This is a genomic window from Nonomuraea sp. NPDC047897 (assembly GCF_043204415.1).
In the GTDB taxonomy this organism is placed as follows: Bacteria; Actinomycetota; Actinomycetes; order Streptosporangiales; family Streptosporangiaceae; genus Nonomuraea.
Genome location: NZ_JBIDCC010000015.1, coordinates 88,647 through 105,960, shown reverse-complemented (window position 1 = coordinate 105,960; position 17,314 = coordinate 88,647). Strand labels below are relative to the sequence as shown.

17 protein-coding genes and 1 pseudogene are annotated in these 17,314 nt (G+C 68.6%); 13 read left to right on the top strand and 5 right to left on the bottom strand.

Going from position 1 to position 17,314, the window contains the following annotated elements:
• The first annotated feature begins 12 nt into the window (after window positions 1-12).
• The 12 genes and pseudogenes from ACGF0J_RS30305 to ACGF0J_RS30250 all read left to right on the top strand — a co-directional run.
• Entirely contained in the window at window positions 13-462 is a 450-nt protein-coding gene (locus tag ACGF0J_RS30305; protein ID WP_393151203.1) for an Hsp20/alpha crystallin family protein, read from the top strand.
• A 19-nt stretch (window positions 463-481) separates the two neighbouring features.
• Window positions 482-970, top strand: coding sequence for a general stress protein (locus tag ACGF0J_RS30300; RefSeq protein ID WP_393151201.1), 489 nt, complete (start codon window positions 482-484; stop codon window positions 968-970).
• Window positions 955-2,850 carry a molecular chaperone DnaK gene (gene dnaK / locus ACGF0J_RS30295; protein ID WP_393151199.1) on the top strand — a complete coding sequence of 632 codons (1,896 nt, stop codon included), beginning with the start codon at window positions 955-957 and terminating at the stop codon, window positions 2,848-2,850. The genes ACGF0J_RS30300 and dnaK overlap by 16 nt, the downstream gene beginning before the upstream one ends.
• A 1-nt stretch (window position 2,851) precedes the next feature.
• On the top strand, window positions 2,852-3,355 hold the full coding sequence (locus tag ACGF0J_RS30290) for a nucleotide exchange factor GrpE (RefSeq protein ID WP_393151197.1): 504 nt from the start codon (window positions 2,852-2,854) through the stop codon (window positions 3,353-3,355).
• Window positions 3,355-4,287: a DnaJ C-terminal domain-containing protein gene (locus tag ACGF0J_RS30285; RefSeq protein WP_393151195.1), complete on the top strand. Its 933-nt coding sequence runs from the start codon at window positions 3,355-3,357 to the stop codon at window positions 4,285-4,287. The genes ACGF0J_RS30290 and ACGF0J_RS30285 overlap by 1 nt, the downstream gene beginning before the upstream one ends.
• The gene (locus ACGF0J_RS30280) at window positions 4,284-4,577 is read left to right on the top strand and encodes a chaperone modulator CbpM (protein WP_393151193.1); all 294 of its coding nucleotides are present in this window, start codon (window positions 4,284-4,286) and stop codon (window positions 4,575-4,577) included. Before ACGF0J_RS30285 ends, ACGF0J_RS30280 begins: the two co-directional genes overlap by 4 nt.
• 26 nt (window positions 4,578-4,603) lie before the next feature.
• A complete protein-coding gene (gene clpB, locus ACGF0J_RS30275; protein ID WP_393151461.1) occupies window positions 4,604-7,207 on the top strand; it encodes an ATP-dependent chaperone ClpB in 2,604 nt (867 codons plus the stop codon).
• A 1-nt stretch (window position 7,208) separates the two neighbouring features.
• Window positions 7,209-7,637, top strand: coding sequence for a thioredoxin (gene trxA, locus ACGF0J_RS30270; RefSeq protein WP_393151191.1), 429 nt, complete (start codon window positions 7,209-7,211; stop codon window positions 7,635-7,637).
• Window positions 7,634-9,292: an FAD-dependent oxidoreductase gene (locus ACGF0J_RS30265; RefSeq protein WP_393151189.1), complete on the top strand. Its 1,659-nt coding sequence runs from the start codon at window positions 7,634-7,636 to the stop codon at window positions 9,290-9,292. The genes trxA and ACGF0J_RS30265 overlap by 4 nt, the downstream gene beginning before the upstream one ends.
• Before the next feature lie 5 nt (window positions 9,293-9,297).
• Window positions 9,298-9,747, top strand: coding sequence for a DUF1931 family protein (locus ACGF0J_RS30260; protein WP_393151459.1), 450 nt, complete (start codon window positions 9,298-9,300; stop codon window positions 9,745-9,747).
• 66 nt (window positions 9,748-9,813) lie between these two features.
• Window positions 9,814-10,665: a zinc metalloprotease HtpX gene (gene htpX / locus ACGF0J_RS30255; RefSeq protein WP_393151187.1), complete on the top strand. Its 852-nt coding sequence runs from the start codon at window positions 9,814-9,816 to the stop codon at window positions 10,663-10,665.
• Window positions 10,666-10,696: 31 nt separating this feature from the next.
• Window positions 10,697-11,002: pseudogene (locus ACGF0J_RS30250) on the top strand (DUF1345 domain-containing protein); the annotation flags it as partial.
• A gap of 13 nt (window positions 11,003-11,015) precedes the next feature.
• Here ACGF0J_RS30250 and ACGF0J_RS30245 read toward each other — a convergent pair.
• The 5 genes from ACGF0J_RS30245 to ACGF0J_RS30225 form a co-directional block, all read right to left on the bottom strand.
• Window positions 11,016-12,125 carry a hypothetical protein gene (locus tag ACGF0J_RS30245; protein WP_393151185.1) on the bottom strand — a complete coding sequence of 370 codons (1,110 nt, stop codon included), beginning with the start codon at window positions 12,123-12,125 and terminating at the stop codon, window positions 11,016-11,018.
• Between the two features lie 495 nt (window positions 12,126-12,620).
• Window positions 12,621-13,904: a hypothetical protein gene (locus tag ACGF0J_RS30240; RefSeq protein ID WP_393151183.1), complete on the bottom strand. Its 1,284-nt coding sequence runs from the start codon at window positions 13,902-13,904 to the stop codon at window positions 12,621-12,623.
• Between the two features lie 26 nt (window positions 13,905-13,930).
• Window positions 13,931-15,178, bottom strand: a complete 1,248-nt coding sequence (locus ACGF0J_RS30235; protein ID WP_393151181.1) for a hypothetical protein — start codon at window positions 15,176-15,178, stop codon at window positions 13,931-13,933.
• 38 nt (window positions 15,179-15,216) lie between these two features.
• Entirely contained in the window at window positions 15,217-15,438 is a 222-nt protein-coding gene (locus ACGF0J_RS30230; protein ID WP_393151179.1) for a hypothetical protein, read from the bottom strand.
• Window positions 15,413-16,150: a DUF433 domain-containing protein gene (locus ACGF0J_RS30225; protein WP_393151178.1), complete on the bottom strand. Its 738-nt coding sequence runs from the start codon at window positions 16,148-16,150 to the stop codon at window positions 15,413-15,415. The genes ACGF0J_RS30230 and ACGF0J_RS30225 overlap by 26 nt, the downstream gene beginning before the upstream one ends.
• 59 nt (window positions 16,151-16,209) lie before the next feature.
• Here ACGF0J_RS30225 and ACGF0J_RS30220 point away from each other — a divergent pair, with 59 nt between their 5' ends.
• Window positions 16,210-17,310, top strand: coding sequence for a recombinase family protein (locus tag ACGF0J_RS30220; RefSeq protein ID WP_393151176.1), 1,101 nt, complete (start codon window positions 16,210-16,212; stop codon window positions 17,308-17,310).
• The last annotated feature ends 4 nt before the right edge of the window (window positions 17,311-17,314 follow it).

Genomic DNA, 17,314 nt, shown 5'->3' with positions numbered 1-17,314 from the left:
GTAGGGGGACCGATGGCATTGCTGGCAATGCGCCGCAGGGGCGGCGAGACATACCCGATGCGCGAGTTCGAGGACGTCTACGGCCGGCTGGGGCAGTTGATGAACGCAGCCCTGGGAGAGTTCGCCGAGGAGGGCCCCACAGGCGTGTGGACTCCCATGGCTGACATCTCGGAGACCGAGGACTCGTATGTCGTGAAGGTCGACGTTCCCGGCGTGAAGAAGGATCAGATAGACGTCCAGTTCTCCGAGCGCGAACTGATCGTCACCGGGCAGATCGAAGAGCACGAGCGTCAGCGACGGTACCGCAGGACCCGCAGAACCGGCAGATTCGAGCTGCGCACGCTGCTCCCAGGAGAGGTTGACGCCGAACGGGTCGAGGCGCGTCTTTCCGAAGGCGTGCTGACCATCACCGTTCCGAAGGCGGCGGCTGCCAAGCCCCGGCACATCGAGGTGACCGCCTGATGCGGGGAGGGGAGGAGCCATGACCGTCGCGCCGACCGGTTCCGTCACCGCCAACAAGGAACGGCTCGCCAGTTACGACACGTACCAAGAGGCGCAGAAGACCGTCGACTATCTGTCGGATCACGGGTTCCCCGTACACGGAACGCTGATCGTGGGCGTGGGCCTGCGCTCGGTGGAGCATGTCCTCGCGCGCATGACGTACCTCCGCGCGGCCGGCTGGGGCGCGCTGAGCGGAGCCTGGTTCGGCCTGCTCGTCGGCCTGTTCTTCGGGATCTTCTCGACCATGGCCGAGTCCCTGGTCGCCCTGGTCCTGTGGGGGCTGCTGTGGGGCGCGGTCGCCGGGGCGATCTTCGGCGTGATCGCGCACGCGACGCACGGGGGACGGCGGGACTTCGTCTCCGAAACCGGCCTGGTGGCGGACAAGTACGAGGTCCTCGTCGACTCCGAACACGCGGCCAGGGCCCATGAGCTTCTCGGGAAGGCGAACGAGCAATGGCGAAAGCAGTAGGCATCGACCTCGGAACCACGAACTCGGTGATCGCCGCTACCGAGGACGGTCACCCCACCGTGCTCCCCAACGCGGAAGGATCACGCACGACCCCGTCGGTGGTGGCGTTCACCCCCGAGGGTGAGCGCCTGGTGGGCCAGCTCGCGCGGCGCCAGGCCATCCTGAACCCGAAGGGAACGGTCTACTCATCCAAACGGTTCATCGGCCGTCGCTACAACGAGGTCGAGAGCGAGATCCACGCTGTCTCGTTCGACGTCGTCGAAGGGCCGCAGGGAGACGTCCGCTTCCAGGTCGGCGAGAAGCAGTACGCGCCGGAGGAGGTCTCGGCGCTCATCCTGCGCAAGCTGGCAGCTGACGCGGCGAAGTATCTCGGCGAGAAGGTGACCGAGGCGGTCATCACCGTACCGGCGTACTTCAACGACGCCCAACGCCAGGCCACCAAGGACGCGGGGCGCATCGCCGGCCTCGAGGTCCTGCGGATCATCAACGAACCGACCGCCGCCGCCCTGGCGTACGGGCTGGACAAGAAGTCCAACGAGACCGTACTGGTCTTCGACCTGGGCGGCGGCACGTTCGACGTCAGCATCCTGGACATCGGCGAGGGGGTCGTCGAGGTCCGCGCCACCTCCGGAGACGGGCATCTCGGCGGCGACGACTTCGACCGCAGGATCGTCGATCATCTGGCTGACGAGTTCCAGCGAGAGCAGGGCATCGACCTGCGCAAGGACCCGCAGGCGCTGCAGCGCCTCTTCGAGGCGGCCGAGAAGGCCAAGGTCGAGCTGTCGTCGGTGACCCAGACCACGGTCAGCCTGCCGTTCATCACGGCGGACGCCGCCGGACCCAAGCACCTCAACACCACGCTCATGCGGTCCACCTTCGAGCAGATCACCACCGACCTCGTCGAACGCTGCATCCATCCCGTCGAGCAGGCGATGGAGGACGCCAAGCTCAGGCCCGCGGACATCGACGAGGTCATCCTCGTCGGCGGATCCACGCGGATCCCTGCCGTCCAGAGCCTCGTCCGCAGGCTCACCGGGGGCAAGGACCCCAACATGACGGTGAACCCGGACGAGGTGGTCGCCATCGGAGCGGCGATCCAGGCGAGCATCATCAAGGGCGAGGTGCAGGACGTCGTGCTGCTCGACGTCACGCCGCTCTCACTCGGTGTCGAGACCCTCGGCGGGCTCATGACCAAGGTCATCGAGCGCAACACCACCATCCCGGCCCGCCGGACCGAGACGTTCTCTACGGCGGAGGACAACCAGAGCGCCGTGGACATCGTGATTCTGCAGGGTGAGCGGGAGCGCGCCGCCGACAACCGGGTGCTGGGGCGCTTCCGGCTGGAGAACATCCGGCCCGCGCCACGAGGGGTGCCGCAGATCGAGGTGACCTTCGACATCGACGCCAACGGCATTCTCAACGTCTCCGCCCGGGACAAGGAGACCGGGGCCGAGCAGCGGATCACCATCAGTGAGAGCTCCAACCTGGACAAGTCGGAGATCGAACGGATGGTCGCGGACGCCGAGCAGCACCGTGCCGAGGACACCCGACTCCGGGAGACCGTCGACGCGCGGAACGAGCTGGACTCGGTCGCCTACCAAGTGGAGCGCCGGCTACAGGAGCTCGGGGACGCCGTACCCGTACACGAGAAGGCACGTGCGGAGCAGCTCGTCGGGGACGCCCGCCAGGCGCTCAAGGAAGAGGCGCCGATCGACCGGCTGCGGACGCTCAGCGCCGAGCTCCAGCAGGTGTACCAGGGACTCGGCGCCAGTGTCCGGCCGGATACGCCTGAGGTGCCGCCTGATGTCCGGGCGGAAGGCGCCCCCGGCGCCGACGACGACGTGATCGACGCGGAGTTCACCACCTCGGAGCCCGATTGACATGTACGAGAACGTACCCGAGGGCCGGGGGGAGCCCTCTGAGGAGTCCGCCGCCGCGTCCGCGGAGACGGACGCCAAACTCGCGGAGCTGGAGGACCGGTGGCTGCGCGCCGTCGCCGACCTGGACAACCTCCGCAAGCGGATCGCCCGCGACAACGAGCGGCTGCGGGCCGAGGAACGCGCCAGAGTCGCCGCCGCCTGGCTGCCCGTCCTGGACAATCTCGAACTCGCGCTGGTCCATGCGGGCGACGGCGACGCGAAGGCGGTGCTCGACGGCCTGCGAGCGGTGCGCGACCAGGCCGTCGCCGTCCTGTCCAACCTCGGCTACCCGCGACACGACGAGACGGGCGTGATCTTCGATCCGGCGCGCCACGAGGCGGTGGCAGCCGTCGAACGGACCGATGTCGATCCTGGCACCGTCGTGGAGGTGCTGCGGCCCGGCTATGGCGAGGGCGAGCGGCAGCTGCGGCCCGCAAGAGTCGCCGTCGCGAAGAAGGCGGAGTGATGGCCGCACGGCGGGACTTCTACGAGGTACTCGGCGTGGACAGGAATGCCGACGCCGACGAGATCCAGCGCGCCTACCGCAAGCTCGTGCGCTCCTACCACCCGGACGTCAACAAAGATCCGGGGGCGGAGGACAGGTTCAAAGAGATCTCGGAGGCCTACGCTGTGCTGTCTGACCCGGAGCAGCGTCGCCGCTACGACGCCTTCGGCCACGACTTCCGCCAGGTGCCGCCCCACGTGGACCCCGCGGACTACGCTCGCGCCCGCGCAGGCACGCGCGCCGGATCGGGCGGCACATGGCGGTCGGCGCCTGACGAGGGTTTTGACTTCGGCACGGACGTTGACCTCGACGACCTGCTCAGCGGCATGTTCGGCGGCCGTGGCAGGCGACGCTGGGGCCCGGTGCCGGGAGCAGACCAGGAGGCGCAGCTCACGCTGACCGTCGAGGAGGCCTACCGCGGCGGCCGTCGCGGAATCACACTGCCCGGTGGCAGGCGGCTGGACGTCACGATCCCGCCCGGCGTCACGAACGGCCAGCGCATCAGGCTCGCCGGGCAGGGCGGGCGAGGAAGCGACGGAGCGCCTGCAGGCGATCTGCACCTGATCGTGCGGATCGCCGACCATCCCCGGTATCGCGTGGAGGGCCGCGACATCCACACCACCCTGCCGCTCGCTCCCTGGGAGGCGGCACTGGGCGCCACGGTGGCCATCGACACTCCAGGCGGTGAGGCGAAGCTGAGAGTCCCGCCGGGCACGTCCAGCGGCCGTCGCCTGCGCTTGCGAGGGCGCGGCATGCGCAACCCGAGCGGCCCCGCGGGCGACTTCTTCGCCGAAGTCCGGATCATGGTGCCGGCCACGCTCACCGACACGGAGCGACGCCTGTTCGAACAGCTCGCCGCCGCATCGCGGTTCGACCCGAGGAGGCGCTCGTGATCTACGCACTCGTACGTCCGTCCCGGCTCGACCTCGATACCTACGCGCGGGCCACGGGGCTGCACCCGGAGATCGTCCGTCGGTTGGTGACCCTCGGACTGCTGGAACCCGACAGGGACGCCAGAGGGGAGCTGTGTTTCGCCCCCTCCAAGGTCACGGCGGCCGCCCGCATTCAGCGGCTGCACGAGGGCCTGTCCATCAACTACGCCGCGATCGGTGTGGTGATCGACCTCCTCGATCGGATCGCGGAGCTCGAAGCCGCCCTGCGCGGCCCTTTGCCACGACGCTAGGGAGACTTGGAGTGGACCCGAACAGGATGACGCAGAAGACGCAGGAGGCCCTGCACGACGCCCAGACCAAGGCGCTGCGGTACGGTCACACCGAAGTCGACGGGGAGCATCTCCTGCTGGCCCTGCTTGACCAGCCCGAGGGGTTGGTGCCCCGGCTGCTGCGACAAGCGGGTGCCGACACGCAACGTCTTAACGCCGATCTGGAAGCGGAGCTGGCGCGCCGGCCCAAGGTCAGCGGCCCGGGGGCCGCGCCCGGCCAGGTGTTCCTCACCCAGCGCCTGGCCCGGTTGCTCGACGCCGCGGACCGGGAGGCCGGCCGGCTCAAGGATGAGTACGTCTCGGTGGAACACCTGCTGCTGGCCCTGATCGAGGAGGGCTCCGCGACCGAGGCGGGGCGGCTGCTGCACGGCCAGGGCGTGACCAGGGACCGGTTCCTGCAGGCGCTCACCGCCGTTCGGGGCAACCAGCGGGTCACCTCGGACATGCCCGAGGTCGCCTACGAGGCGCTGGAGAAGTACGGGCGCGACCTGGTCGCCGACGCCCGCGCGGACAAGCTCGACCCTGTGATCGGCCGCGACTCGGAGATCCGCCGCGTGATCCAGATCCTGTCCCGCAAGACCAAGAACAACCCCGTGCTGATCGGCGACCCCGGCGTCGGCAAGACGGCCGTGGTCGAAGGACTCGCCCAGCGGATCACCCGCGGCGACGTCCCAGAGGGGCTGCGCGACAAGACCATCTTCAGCCTGGACATGGGCTCGCTCGTCGCGGGAGCCAAGTACCGCGGGGAGTTCGAGGAACGCCTCAAGGCCGTGCTGAGCGAGGTGAAGGCGGCTGAGGGCCAGATCCTGCTGTTCGTCGACGAGCTTCACACGGTGGTCGGCGCCGGGGCGACCGAGGGCGCCATGGACGCGGGCAACATGCTCAAACCGATGCTCGCGCGCGGCGAGTTGCACATGATCGGCGCGACCACGGTGCAGGAGTATCGCCAGCACATCGAGAAGGACGCAGCCCTGGAGCGGCGGTTCCAGCCGGTACTGATCGACGAGCCCTCCATCGAGGACGCTGTTTCGATCCTGCGTGGCCTGCGCGAGCGGCTGGAGGTCTTCCACGGTGTGAAGATCCAGGACAGCGCGCTCGTCGCCGCGGTGACGCTGAGCCACCGCTACATCGCCGACCGGTTCTTGCCGGACAAGGCCATCGACCTGGTCGACGAGGCGTGTGCGATGCTCCGCACCGAGATCGACTCCATGCCGGCCGAGCTCGACGCGCTCACCAGGAAGGTGATGCGGCTGGAGATCGAGGAGGCCGCGCTGGCCAAGGAGGACGACCCCGCGAGCCGGTCCCGCCTGGAAGAGCTGCGCAAGGAGCTGGCCGCCACGCGTGCCGAGGCCGAGGCGATGCGGGCGCAGTGGGAGGCCGAGCGGTCGGCCCTGCGCAAGGTGCAGAGCCTGCGGCAGGAGCTGGAGAGCGTGCGGCGGGAGGCCGAACAGGCCGAACGCGCCTACGACCTCAACCGTGCCGCCGAGCTGCGCCACGGCCGGATCCCCGAACTGGAACGCCGGCTCCGCGCCGAGGAGGAGCGGCTCGAATCCCGGCAGAACAGCCACCGGCTGCTGCGCGAGGTCGTCACGGAGGACGAGATCGCGTCCATCGTCTCCCGCTGGACCGGCATCCCCGTGACCCGGCTGAAGGAGGGGGAGCGGGACAAACTGCTCAAGCTAGATCAAATCCTGCACGAACGTGTCATCGGGCAGGAGGAGGCCGTGCGGCTCGTGGCCGACGCCGTCATCCGCGCTCGCTCCGGCGTCAAGGATCCTCGGCGCCCCATCGGATCGTTCCTGTTCCTCGGACCCACCGGGGTCGGCAAGACCGAACTCGCGAAGTCCCTGGCGGAGGCCCTGTTCGACACCGAGGACAACATGGTGCGCATCGACATGAGCGAGTACCAGGAACGCCACACGGTCAGCCGCCTCGTCGGCGCTCCTCCGGGTTATGTCGGTTATGAGGAAGGCGGTCAGCTCACGGAGGCGGTGCGGCGCAAGCCGTACTCGGTGGTGCTGTTCGACGAGATCGAGAAGGCCCACACGGACGTGTTCAACACGCTGCTGCAGGTCATGGACGACGGGCGGCTGACCGACGCGCAGGGCCGCACGGTCGACTTCCGCAACACCGTGGTCATCATGACCTCCAACATCGGCTCCCAGCACCTGCTGGACGGGGTCACCGCCGGCGGGGAGATCAAGCCCCAGGCACGCGAGAGCGTGATGGGGGAGCTGCGCATGCACTTCCGGCCCGAATTCCTCAACCGGGTCGATGACATCGTGCTGTTCAAGCCGCTGACCGAGGCCGAGATCGAGCGCATCGTGGACCTGATGTTCGCCGATATCAGGAGCCGCCTGGCCAGCCGCCGGCTCACCTTGGAGGTCACCGAGGACGCACGCCGGCTCATCGCCAACCAGGGCTACGACCCCGTCTACGGTGCCCGGCCACTGCGTCGGTTCATCGCCCGCGAGGTGGAGACCAGGATCGGACGCGCGCTGCTCGCCGGCGACGTGCCCGACGGATCGACCATCACGATCGGCGCCGACAAGGGTGAGCTGAACGTCACCTTCTATCCGCCCAGGACCTGACATGCACACCGTGAACTGCCCCAACTGCGGCAAACCCAACAGGGTCCCGGACGCCTACCGAGGCAGGCCCCGGTGCGGGGTGTGCCACCGGCCGCTGCCGTGGATCGCCGAGGCCGACGACAGCACCTTCGCCGAGGTCGCCGAGCGCGCCGACCTTCCCGTCCTGGTCGACTTCTGGGCGCAGTGGTGCGGGCCGTGCCGGACGGTCACCCCGGCCCTCGAACAGCTCGCCCGCGAGATGGCGGGACGGCTCAAACTCGTCAAAGTCGACGTGGACGGCTCTCCGGCCCTCGCCCGCCGATACACGATCACGGCCGTCCCGACGCTCATGGTGCTGCACGAGGGCCGCGTCGTGGCGCAACGCGCGGGCGCGGCGCCGGCGCCGCAGTTGCGCGAGTGGCTCGAAGACGCAGTGCGAGCTCCGTCATGACAGAGCACTCCGGCGTGGAAACACCGGACCTGTGCGGGGCCTATCCCCGGCTGGACGAGGGGCAGATCGCCAAGTTGTCCTTGCACGGCGAGCGGCGGTCCGTGTCGCCGGGCGACGTCCTCTACCGGGAGGGCGAACCTATCCGCGAGTTCATCGTGATCCTGCGGGGCAAGGTGGCCATGGTCGAGGGGGACGGTGCGGAACAGCGGACGATCGCAGTCCACGGCCCTGGGCGTTTCCTCGGCGAACTCGGCCTTCTCACCGGCCAGGCCGGATTCGTCACTGCGGTCGTGCGGGAGCCCGGTGAGGTGCTGACCGTGCCGGCCGACGAGGTGCGGACGCTCGTGGCGGGCGACCCGGCGCTCGGTGACCTCATTCTGCGGGCCTACCTGACCCGCCGCGCCCTGCTGATCGGTCTGGACGTCGGGTTCCGCATCATCGGCTCCCGATACTCACCCGATGCCCGGCGGCTTCTCGAATTCGCCGCACGCAACAGGATCCCTCACCGGTGGATCGACCTGGAGGAGGACGAAACCGCGGACGCGCTCCTGCGCGAGCTGCGCATCTCCCCGCACGACACCCCGGTGGTGATCTGGCACGGCGACCAGGTGCTCCGCAACCCGACCCCGGCCGAACTGGCGAAGACCATCGGCCTGCCCGCCCCTGCGTCGCGCGACGCCGTATGCGATGTGATCGTCGTAGGCGCGGGACCCGCGGGCCTGACCGCCGGCGTGTACGCAGCCTCCGAGGGCCTGGCAACCGTCGTGCTCGATGCCGTAGCCGCGGGCGGCCAGGCGAGCACCTCGTCCCGCATTGAGAACTATCTCGGCTTTCCCACCGGCATCTCGGGCGCCGAGCTCGCCGAGCGTGCCGTCATCCAGGCGGGCAAATTCGGCGCCCGCCTGACCGTCCCCGCCGAGGTGAGCAGCCTGGAACCGCGTGAGGGCCACTACGGCATCATCGTGGACGGCGAGTGCGCCGTGAAGGCCCACGCCGTGATCATCGCCACCGGCGCCCGCTATCGGAAGCTCGACGTTCCCGACCTGGAAAAATTCGAAGGATCCGGCGTCTACTACGCGGCGACACCGTTTGAGCTGCGCATGTGCCGGCAATCGCCCGTGGTCATCGTCGGCGGCGGGAACTCTGCCGGACAGGCGGCGCTTTACCTGGCCAGGAACGCCTCCTCGGTATGCATGCTGGTGCGCGGCGGCGACGTAAGCGCGAGCATGTCCCGTTACCTCGTCGACGAGATCGACCGAGCTTCCGGCATCGAAATCAGGTACCACACCGAGGTACGCGAACTACTCGGAGACCGCACACTACGGGCCGTCCGCGCGCAGAACACGCGGACAGGAGAACTCCTGGAGATCCAGACCAGCGCGCTGTTCACCTTCATCGGAGCCGACCCGCACACCGCATGGCTCAAGGGAACTCTCCCGCTGGACGACCGCGGCTTCGTCGTCACGGGCCAGGGCACGTCGCCCCTGGGCGCCCTCCTCCCCCTGGAAACAGGGCACCCGGGTGTATTCGCCATCGGCGACGTTCGCAGCGGCTCCGTCAAACGAGTCGCCTCCGCGGTCGGTGAAGGCGCGATGGCGGTCCGCATGGTGCACGAAAGATTCACTGCCACAGGGAATCAACAGGAAAGACGGTGATCCACATGCCCGTGATCGCAGTTTCCAGGTTCGAGCACTTCTTTCGCGCCGCCGCGGGACTCGACGTGGACAAGTCCGACCTCAAGCGCTACAGCGACTTCGTCAACCGCAAACTGTACGACATGCTCGTCGTCGCCGAGGCCGCCGCGAAGTCGAACGCGCGGGACATCATCCAGATCTGGGATCTGCCCATCACCAAAGGACTGCAGGAGAGCATGCACGACTTCCGGGACCTGGACGAGGAACTGGACCTGGCATCGATCCTGGCGGAGCTCGCGGCGCTGCCTCCGCTGGATCTGTCGCTCAGCGAAGAAACCGAGGCCCGGCTGCCGGCCGTGTCGGGTGGGCTCTCCGTGGCGCTCGCCAGGGCGATCAGAGTGATGGAGCCTGCTCGCAAGAACCCGGGGAGCGAGGAGTGGACACGCACCATCCGTGTCTTCGACCTGCTGCTATGACGAGATTCGGCGCGTTGCTGGTGCCTCTGCTCGCGGCGCGATCGGTGTTCGAGAAAGGAGGACGCCATGCGTCACAACGGTTTGCGTACCGCGGCACTGCTCGGCACCCTGTCTGCTCTGATCATCCTGGTGGGGTGGTGGCTCGGCGGCAGCACCGGAATACAGATCGCCGTCCTGGTCGCGCTCGTCAGCAACGGCGTCGCCTACTTCTTCTCCGACAAGATCGCACTGTCGGCGATGCACGCACAGCCTGTCGGCCCCGGTGACTGGCCCGCGCTGCACCAGATGGTCCGCGAACTGTCGGAGGAGGCGCGCCAGCCCATGCCCCGGCTGTACGTTTCGCCGATCCTGCAGCCGAACGCGTTCGCCACCGGACGCAATCCGCGTCATGCCGCAGTCTGTGTGACGAGTGGGATCGCCCAGTTGCTGAACGAACGCGAGCTGCGCGCGGTCCTCGGGCACGAACTGTCGCACGTCTACAACCGCGACATCCTGATCTCTTCCGTGGCTGGAGCCCTGGCCACGATGGTCACTTACCTGGCCTACATGGCCGGGTTCTTCGGCGGGGGTGACGATGACGAGGGTCCCGGCTTCCTCGGTGCCCTCCTGATGATGGTCCTCGGGCCGGTGGCGGCCGCCATGATCCAGATGGCCATCTCCCGGGCGCGGGAGTACCAGGCCGACGAGTCCGGCGCCCGGCTGACCCGTGACCCGATCGGGCTGGCCAGTGCGCTACGGAAGATCGATGCGGGCACCCGGCAACTGCCGCTGCCGGAGACCGGTCGGTTCTCCTCGACCTCGCACCTTATGATCGCCAACCCATTCCGCGGCGGGGGCATCGGGAGGCTTTTCTCCACCCACCCACCGATCGCCGACCGGATCGCACGGTTGGAGGCCATGGCCGGTTACCGCCGCTGATCTGGCTGTGCTCTCTGGTGCAGGCGGGGCAATGGAGGGGCGTCGCGGACGGCGGGTACTTTCCTTGCGGCGGGTTCTGATGTGCGTCCTGCTCGGTGCCGTGGCCGGCGGAGGCGTCGCACTCATCGGCGCCCCTGAACTGTTCTTCTTCGCCACCTGGGATGTGCCGGTTTCCCTCGTCCTGGCGTGGGTGTGGCGGATCAGCTGGCGGCAGGACCACGAGGGGACCAAGCGCATCGCCGAAGAGGAAGGCGGGACGCACACCACCGACACAGGCATCCTGATCGCCGCGGTGGCCAGTCTCGCGGCCGTCGTGGCCGCGCTCTTCCGCACGGCTCCTGCTGCGGGAACTACGCGTCCTTCTCGTCCCGCCAGCCGCCGGGTTCGGGATGGTAGCCGTAAGCGGCGGCCCGCACGGTGTCCTCGTCCTCCAGCCCGGAGCCGATCGCGCCGCCGACGGTGGCCAGCGAGCTGATGATCCAGGCCAGGATCAGGTAGTCGGTGAAATCGACCGGCCGCTGCAGGGTCTGTCCCAGCACGGATGTGTCGATCAGCAGCGCCGCGGCGAGTATCGTTCCGGCGAACAGCACCAGATAGGACACCGCGGCGGCCAGGGTGAGGGTGAGAATCGTGCCCAGGTTGAACAGTCGGGCCAGCTCAGCCGGTGTCTCCCCGTCCGGTTTCTCCCACAGGTCGTGCGCAACGATCAGCCAGATCACCAGCGCGGTCAGCCCGAGAAGCATGATCACGGCGAGGCGGAGTCCGCCGAGCGCATCGCCCATCTGCCAGATGGTGTTGGTGGTCAGCGCGAACGCGGCCGTACCAAAGGCGCCGACCAGCAATTTGGACAGGCCCAGCAGGGCGCGCCCCGGGCGGTTGGCCCGGACCATTCCGGTCAGCAGCCGCACCCGGCCGATCAGCCGCGAGGCGACGTAGCCCAGTTCCCCGGCGTCAACCTCGCCGACCACCCGGTGAATGGCGGCAATCCGGCCGGCCAGCTCAGCCGGTGCCCCACCGGCCGGCAGTACCCGCTCCTCGGAAGCGTCAGTGAGTAGCCGGCCCACGAGATCCGGAACGGCTGCGCGGACCGCTCGCAGCTGGCGCAGTCCCAGCGAGGGCAAGGACACCATCGCGACTCGGCGCCGGGCGGACGTCTGCGCGACCAGCGGCACGCGCTCGGTGTGCAGCGGCAGGTCGGTCAGGCAGATCGCGACGTCCCACCGGGCGTCGGCACGCCGGTGGGCAAGATCGTCGAGTAGCGCCTCGACGCCGCCGTCGCGGCGGGGAGCCACGTCGCCCCAGCCTTCCCGGACGGTCCACCGCACGTCCGGGTCCACCCGCTCGGCGAGCCGGTCGGGCAGCTCGGCGGTGAGCCGCGCAACCACCTGCGCCGGGTAGTCCGGCGGGGTCGCCACGAATCCGACGACGATCTCCGGCCGATGCTGTTCGCTGGTGGCCATTGGTGCTCCTCGCCGGTAGATGGGCGAAGTCCCGGGACTGACTACCCGCAGTCGCGCGCCACATGCGCCTTTGCATCGGGTCATGCTCGTACGGCCGTCAAGCAGCCGGCCATCGCGGAGTGGACCGCAAGCTCGCGCGGCACCGACCGCCCTGGAGGCGGGGCGGACCCCGCACTCGTCACCCAGTGGATGACGGAGACGCAGGCACAGCGAACGACCGCACGAGCACAGCTGCGACAGGTAGGCGGCAGGCGCCGCATGACGCGAGAGGAGATTCGCGAAGGAGCAGTGGGGCGTCAGTATCCAGTACCGTTCCGCGCTCGACGCGGGAGGTGACCCGATTGAGATCTCCTCGTGGATCAACGAGACCAAGAGCGAGCGTGCTCAACTGGAGGGGGAGTTGAAGGCGGTTCCGGCCGCGCAGCGCATCATGGCCTGCCGCCATCCACATCCCCGTACACCACATTCACGTGGCCCGACCATGTCCGTGACGGATCAGGTGGAAACCTTCCACTCATCGGTGAGCCAGGCCAGATCCGCTTGGTGGCGCTCGCGGGCGAGACGCTCACGTTCGAACAGGGCTTCGGTCTTGGTCAGTACCAGGGTGTATGGGCGGCCCTGTCGCCTGGTCTCGTGATGGACCGGCAGCTCAGCCTCATCGATCCTGGCGTGGACGTGCCTGCGCTTGTCCTTCGCGAGCGGCCAGTCGAGAGCGCGTCGCTCAGGGTCTCGGAGGAACGTGCCGAGCTTCTCGCACAGCTCGCACGCGCATCCGGTGGGCAGCTCGATCGACCAGTCGCCCGGCGCGCGTTGTGGCTGGGCCAGTAATGCGCGGATTCGATCGGCACAGTAGAGGGCCAGCTCGTCGAAGCCCGCTCGGCGCGTCCCGGCGGCACGCAGCGTCGCCATCGCCAGGGCGTGCGCCCGATCACCGGCCGTTCGCGCGAGCTTGTGGGCGTTCTCCAGAACGCCCGTTGACTCCAGCCCGTCCGCAGCCGCGATGATCCCGGAGCACGGCGCCCCCAAGGCGGTCAGCCATGCTTCCCGCCGGGAGGTGAGCGGCCCGTCGAGTGCTGGAGCGACCTGGCTCGCGAACATCGTCCATGACAGTTCGACGATGCGGCGGGCGGCTGCGGTGGACGCGTTCTCCTCCACCGAGAGCGCGGCACACAGCCGTGGGAGATCTTCGAACCACTCCAACGGCGCCTGGGCGAGACCGTAGGAGCCGGGTCGCCAGCCCTCTGTCCAGTGGCGCAGCAGGCCGTCTATCCAGATGTCGCCGTAGTGCGTGGCCAGGGCCGCGAATGCCGGACCATGAGGAGGGACCAGCCGCTCCAGCGCGAACGGCCGCAGCAGCATGGTCGCGACCTGCGCGTCATCCAGCTCCCTGGCCGCTTCCAGCGCCTTGCCGACCAGTTCGGTCTGGCCGGGGTAACGGCCGGCGGCGTGCCAGAAGGACTCCAGCGACCGCGCCGCCTCACGAGCTTCCGCGATCTTCCCGGCCCGGGCCGTCGCGGCGAGTTCGTCCAGTGCCCATCCTGGAGACGCCTCGGCCCGGCCGGCGAAGCCCCGGCTCCGGGGCCAGATGACCAGCGCCGCCCGCCGGTACCAGCGGTCCAGGGTGTTGCCGTAGTTGCCCATGTAGCCCTCGTACTCGGAGGAGTAGGGCGTCATGTCGGCCGTCGGGGTCGTCGAGGCCACCTCGGCGTTGCTGAGGTCCAGCGAGATGTCCTCCAGCCGTCCTGGTTCCGGGCCGATCCAGTGGGCGAGGGTGCTCAACGCGGCTCACTGGTGCCTGCACCTGATCACGGGAGGAGGCGGCGTGCGAGTCGTTCGGCGTTGAGGCCGTGGATGGCATCGTCGACGGCTTGCCGGTCGGTGAGGTCGATGCCGCGGTCGGTGAGAGCGGCGGCGATCTGTTTGGCGGGTCCCCAGGAGGTGCCGTCATCGAACGCCTGCCGGAAGGCGGGAAGGTGGGCGTCGACGGCGTCGACCACCGGGGTGATCCAGTGTGCGTCGACGCCGCGCTGGCCGAGGGCGTAGGCCACCCACTGGCGCAGCACGTTGGGAAGGGCCGCGCGCTGGTCGGCGTCGAGAACGGCCTTGCGTGGCAGCCAGTCGGTGAGCAGCAGCATGACCTCGGCCGGGCTCCAAGCCAGCGGGCCGGAGATCATGTAGCCCTCGCCGTAGTCCAGGAACAGCTCGGCCAGTGACCTGCTCACGTCGTCGTCCAAATGGTTGGCGGTGGTGAACTCCTGGATCAGGCGGTGGCGTTCGGCTTCGGGCAGGCTGTCTCGTTCGGGCCAACTGGGCAGGTGATCGCGGCAGCGGGACCAGGCCAGCGCCCGATTGTCGACGAAGTCCTCGTCGTCGTTGCGCGGCCAGGTGATATCGGTGGTGCGCAACGCATCGGCCAGGTCGGCGAGCACCTCGGGCACCGGAGCCTGGCTGATCGGCATGGGAACCTCGTCGGATTCGTGTCGTTGGTCCCACTGTGCGGCGGCGCCGGGTTCCAGGACCGCGATCTTGCCGATCATCAGCCCCCCGGGCTTGAGAACCTGGGCCATCAACGTGTGGGGGTGCGGGCCGTCGTAATCGACGAGCAGCACCTGTTCGCTGTCCCACACGTCCACCGCTCGCCACGCCGACGCCGCGGTCCATGCGGCGTCCGCGGACATGGTGGTGGACCAGGAGGGCAGTGGCTGGGTCTCGGCCAGGATGTCGATCGTCTCGGCCAGCATGGTGATGTCGGTGGCGGGTGCGACCCGCGCCAGCGCGGCGATCGCGGCCAAGCCGTGGGGTGAGGGCGTGGTGCATGCCCGGCCGGTCACCTCCATGCACAACCGATGCTCGGCCTCGCGTTCGCTCAGCTCCGCGGTCACCCACGCTTGACCGAGCCAACCGCTGGCCCAGATCTCGGCCATCAGTGGATCGGCCAGGCCGGTGAGCTGCCGTGCGTCACGCAGCAGCAGGTCAGATCGGCGCGGTGGCAGGGGCGAACGACGGACCGGCTTGCTGCCGGTGGCCTTGCGGCGGCCGCGGCTCTTGGGCATGCTCCAGTTCATCACACCCGGCGACCACGCCGCAGGTGTCAGTGATGTGAGGGATACAGGCGCTCGAGTCGATCGGTGTGGACGGCGTAGATGAAGGGGCCAGGACTGTTGGAGGCGGCGAAGACGGCCTGCTGGTTGGTGACGAAGCGTTCGGCGTAGGCGGCGGAGGTGAGATCGCCGCGGCGCAGCAGTTTGGGTACGGCGACCCGGCCGAGACTGCGATCGACGAAGAACCTACGCGGCTGTTCGGGTGGCGACACGCAGGACATCCTCGATCTCGTCGCGGGTGAGCCCGTACTCCTCCGCTACGACATCGACGGGCTCTCCGGCCCGGAACAGGTCGATCGCGTCCTCGATCTTGGCGCCCCCGCGGGCGAACCGGGGCCGGCCGAAGGCGTGGCGGGCATCTATCGTGACCTCGGCGACGCGGTATTGCGGAAGCGTGATCACTTCGGCGTATCCGTCGTGGGCGAAGTGCACGCGGCGCAGGTAGTTCTGCACGATCTCGGTGAAAACTCGTTGGTTGTTGCGGACGACGACCAGTTCGCGGGCCGAGTCGTCGCCGACGTGCTCGGCGTAGTCGTAGAGGACTTCGGCGCCGTCGGTGAAGAGCCGGCGGCTGGCCAGGGCATGTTCCAGGCCGAGCTCCCGCTGCAACGCATCGATTGCCGGCCGGATGCGCTGCAGCGGTACGCCCGCCTGCCGGAATGCGGCCAGGGCGTAGCCCTCGGCCAAGCCGATGAACGGCACGGACGCTTCGTTCGGCCGCTCTGCCCGGATGGCGGTGATGACCGGCTTGGCGCGGATCGCACGGCCGCCGGGCTGACGGCGTTGGTAGCCGAAGGCCCAATTGGTGAAGGTGGAGGCGGGGATCGCGAGGTAGCCGGCAGCTTCGGCGATGCCGTACAGCGGCGTAGTGAACCGATCAATGGCCATGCTCACCTCCTGGATCACGTCGTTGAGCCTCTCCATGATGCCTCAGGTGTGGTGTCACAGGCGGCGCATTCCTGCGTCAACCAGGTATGTCCTCTTTGTTCGACAGCTGGGTCCAGCGCAAGGTCATCAGTCCGCGATCTCGTCATCATCGTTCGAAGGACGGGCCGTTGCGGTTCGCCCTCTACGCGCGGACCTCCACCGAGGATTTCCAGGATCCTGTCTCCTCGTGTGGGTGGCAGCGTGAGGCGGCGCAGATCCTGATGCATCAGGCGTTGATGCTGTTGCTGGGCGGGCAATCACAGCGGGAGGTGCTGCGGGCCCGCTACCGCGTGCTGGCCGCGATGCGGAGCCAGGCTGCCGATCAGGGACGGTTTCTCGGTGGACGGCCGCCGTACGGCTATCGCTTGGTCGACGCGGGTCCGCATCCGAACCGGGCGCACGCCCGTTGGGGGCGCCGTCTGCACCGGCTTGACCCCGACCCGGCCACGGCACCGCACGTACGGTGGATGTTCGCGCAGCGGCTGGCGGGTGTCAGCGTGGCGCGGATCGCCCGGATGCTGAACGAACGCGGCGTACCGTGCCCCTCGGACGTGGATCGCGAGCGCAACCCGCACCGATCCGGGCATGCTTGGACGCTACGAACCGTCGCCGCGATCCTCAGCAATCCGCGCTATACCGGTCGCCAGGTCTGGAACCGTCGGAACAGCAGCGTCACCGATCCAACGGCGCGCGGCTGGAACGCGTCCCAAGAGTGGGCGATCTCGACGAAGCGGAGCCATCCGGCACTGGTCAGCGACGACGACTTCGTCGCCGCGCAGGTGGTCCGGGCTGCTCGACCCACCCAGGACGGCGGTCCCCGCATCTATCTGCTCGCGGGCCTACTGAAGTGCGGGTTCTGCGGGCGTCGTCTGGATTCGCATTGGGCGAACGGACGTCCCGGCTATCGGTGCCGTCACGGCTACACCAGCGCCAGACCTCGCGAGGCGTCCGGCCCGAAGTTTCTGTACATGCGTGAGGACCGGCTGCTGGCAGAACTATTAGCGCATGCGGGTGGCAGAGGACGAGAGGGGCCGGCAGAGATCGTCTCTGCATTACGAGCCAATGGCCTGGTGATCGTCTGCCACGCGGCGACCCGTGTCGTAACTGAGCTCAATGCAGAAGAGCCCGCCCCTCAGGGCGGGCTCTTCTTGGGGTAATCCT

What these genes read in the sequence shown, in the direction of transcription:
- ACGF0J_RS30235 (WP_393151181.1), bottom strand. Translation starts at nt 15,178, where the DNA reads ATGCCCAAGAGCCGCGGCCGCCGCAAGGCCACCGGCAGCAAGCCGGTC.
- htpX (WP_393151187.1), top strand. Translation starts at nt 9,814, where the DNA reads ATGCGTCACAACGGTTTGCGTACCGCGGCACTGCTCGGCACCCTGTCT.
- dnaK (WP_393151199.1), top strand. Translation starts at nt 955, where the DNA reads ATGGCGAAAGCAGTAGGCATCGACCTCGGAACCACGAACTCGGTGATC.
- ACGF0J_RS30225 (WP_393151178.1), bottom strand. Translation starts at nt 16,150, where the DNA reads ATGGAGAGGCTCAACGACGTGATCCAGGAGGTGAGCATGGCCATTGAT.
- ACGF0J_RS30305 (WP_393151203.1), top strand. Translation starts at nt 13, where the DNA reads ATGGCATTGCTGGCAATGCGCCGCAGGGGCGGCGAGACATACCCGATG.
- trxA (WP_393151191.1), top strand. Translation starts at nt 7,209, where the DNA reads ATGCACACCGTGAACTGCCCCAACTGCGGCAAACCCAACAGGGTCCCG.
- ACGF0J_RS30265 (WP_393151189.1), top strand. Translation starts at nt 7,634, where the DNA reads ATGACAGAGCACTCCGGCGTGGAAACACCGGACCTGTGCGGGGCCTAT.
- ACGF0J_RS30285 (WP_393151195.1), top strand. Translation starts at nt 3,355, where the DNA reads ATGGCCGCACGGCGGGACTTCTACGAGGTACTCGGCGTGGACAGGAAT.
- ACGF0J_RS30245 (WP_393151185.1), bottom strand. Translation starts at nt 12,125, where the DNA reads ATGGCCACCAGCGAACAGCATCGGCCGGAGATCGTCGTCGGATTCGTG.
- ACGF0J_RS30260 (WP_393151459.1), top strand. Translation starts at nt 9,298, where the DNA reads ATGCCCGTGATCGCAGTTTCCAGGTTCGAGCACTTCTTTCGCGCCGCC.
- ACGF0J_RS30300 (WP_393151201.1), top strand. Translation starts at nt 482, where the DNA reads ATGACCGTCGCGCCGACCGGTTCCGTCACCGCCAACAAGGAACGGCTC.
- clpB (WP_393151461.1), top strand. Translation starts at nt 4,604, where the DNA reads ATGACGCAGAAGACGCAGGAGGCCCTGCACGACGCCCAGACCAAGGCG.
- ACGF0J_RS30290 (WP_393151197.1), top strand. Translation starts at nt 2,852, where the DNA reads ATGTACGAGAACGTACCCGAGGGCCGGGGGGAGCCCTCTGAGGAGTCC.